Origin of the sequence: Actinokineospora sp. (assembly GCF_050699995.1) — a bacterium.
Lineage (GTDB): Bacteria > Actinomycetota > Actinomycetes > Mycobacteriales > Pseudonocardiaceae > Actinokineospora.
On sequence record NZ_JBOHGC010000216.1, the window covers coordinates 1 to 1,992 of the forward strand.

The following is a 1,992-nucleotide window of genomic DNA, read 5'->3' on the forward strand; positions in this document are numbered from 1 at the left end:
CGCTCGGGGTGGGCCATGGCGTCTCGCGCTGCTGGACTAGAGAAAGAGCCATACGACGGAACCATAAACCCCCTTCCCAGATGTGTCAAATGTCGTGATACACCTCGGCCGGGGCCACCAGATCCCCGCAACCGTCCGGTATCGTGGCCACTCGTTGGAGTCAGGACACCTAGCGTCGTCGATGTCGAGGGAGGAGTTGCCAAATGGCGACGACCCGTGCGGAGAAGGGCACTCGACTTTCGCGATCTCACGCAGCGGCGAGGCGTGATCGTGACTGGGCGGGCGTGATTTGTGGCGTGCTGGTCGCGGCGGGTGCTTGTGCCCAATATTCGTGGCGGATCAGCTCGTGGCGCAGCGCGGCGAGCATGTCGCTGTAGCTGATCGTGGTCTTCTGGCGGTACCACGGCGCCTGTCGGCGGCGGGCGTCAAGGTCGGCGTCTGGGTTGCCGTGCAGGGCGTACCAGGTGATCGTGATCGTCTGGGCGAGGAAGCCGAACGGGACCGTCCGCTCGACGGCGCGCCGGACACGGTTGCGGGCCTGGCCGACGCCGTGGTTCTTGGCCTCCTGGTGGGCGGTCTCGATCGTCCAGCGGCTGTCGTAGCGGGCGATCAGTTGCTCGCTGGTGGCGGTGGTGTCGGTGCTGGCGAGCGCGACGTCGAAGCCGTCTGTGCGGTCGGGCTTGCGGATCAGCAGGACCGTGACCGGCCGCGTGTGGAACGGGCCGTACCACAGGCAGGTCGTGCTCCAGACGTGCTCGACGCGGCTGCGTCCGTCGGGCCCGGTGATCGTGACCGGGGCAAAGACGGCGCTGGCGGCCAGCTGCGCGAGGCTGGCGAGGCGGGCGCCCTTCAGCGGCGGCCGCCCGCGCTTGCCGGTGCGCGGCGGCGCGAGCGCGAAGACGGCGGCGTTTGAGCGCATCCGTGTGGTGACCGTGACGCGCTCGGGCAGGCCGCGCCAGGCCTTGGTCGCGTAGGCGCCGTCCATGACCAGCTCCACGCTCCCGGCCGGGAACCGCGCGAGCACCATGTCGATCAGCGTTCTGGCCAGCTCGGGCTGCGACGGGCGGTCGTCGTGTTTGGCGTCCTTGGGCCGGAACAGGCGAAACAGGATCGGAAGCCCGATCGGCCGGCCGCCCAGGCACTCAAGTTCGACGACGAGGACCACAACGACCCAGCAGTTGCCCCAGCGCGTGCGGCGCCCGGATCCTTCGGGCTGGGCGCCGTCGTGCAGGTAGTGCGCGCCCCACACGCGCCGCCCCGAGCGCCCGAACAGCGTGTCATCGACGGCCAAGCGGATCGGTGCGCTGGCCTTGACGAACACCGACACCAGGAAGTCCAGCAAGACCAGTCCGAGCTCGTCGGGGTCCCAGCGCCGCCGCGCGAAGAAGTCATGCGCGCGGCTGTGATGCCACCCGCCGGCCAGCCCGGCCGCCTGCAGCATCCCCGTGATCGTGCAGTCGCGGACCCGCCCGACGAACCCGACCACCAGCGCGCTGAACGTCTGAAATGTCGGTTGCGTGAACGCCGGGCGAAAGAGGGACAGCAGACCAGCGAGCGAAGTGGGAACCTGCAACACGGCGGCGACCCCCCGGTGAAAGGGCCACGGCCAGCGTCACCAGCGCCCCGCGGCCCGATGGGCTTTGACACCCACCGGATTCGGGGTCGCCGCCACCCCTCCTTTCGCCTGCTCAGGCCCGCAAACCGCCACCGCCGGCGCCACCCGCGCCGAGCATCACACCCGCGCTCCTAGCCCCCGAGAATCCCGAAACTCGAGAGGACAACCATCCGCATTCTCCTCATCGGTCCGAATGGCCGCCTGGGCACCGCGGTTCACGAAGCCCTGACCGCGCGCCACGAGCTCGTCACCGCGTCACGCAGCAGCGGTGACGTCAGGGTCGACATCCGCGACCCGCACTCGATCGCCGCGATGTACGAGCAGGTCGGTCGAGTCGACGCGGTGGCCTGCGCTGCCGGCGGCGTGCCGTACAAGCC

General features: G+C 69.7%; 1 protein-coding gene. It reads right to left on the reverse strand.

Going from position 1 to position 1,992, the window contains the following annotated elements; genetic code table 11:
• Positions 1-247 precede the first annotated feature (247 nt).
• Positions 248-1,576: an IS701 family transposase gene (locus ACRDSQ_RS11885; RefSeq protein WP_431420947.1), complete on the reverse strand. Its 1,329-nt coding sequence runs from the start codon at positions 1,574-1,576 to the stop codon at positions 248-250.
• Positions 1,577-1,992 lie beyond the last annotated feature (416 nt).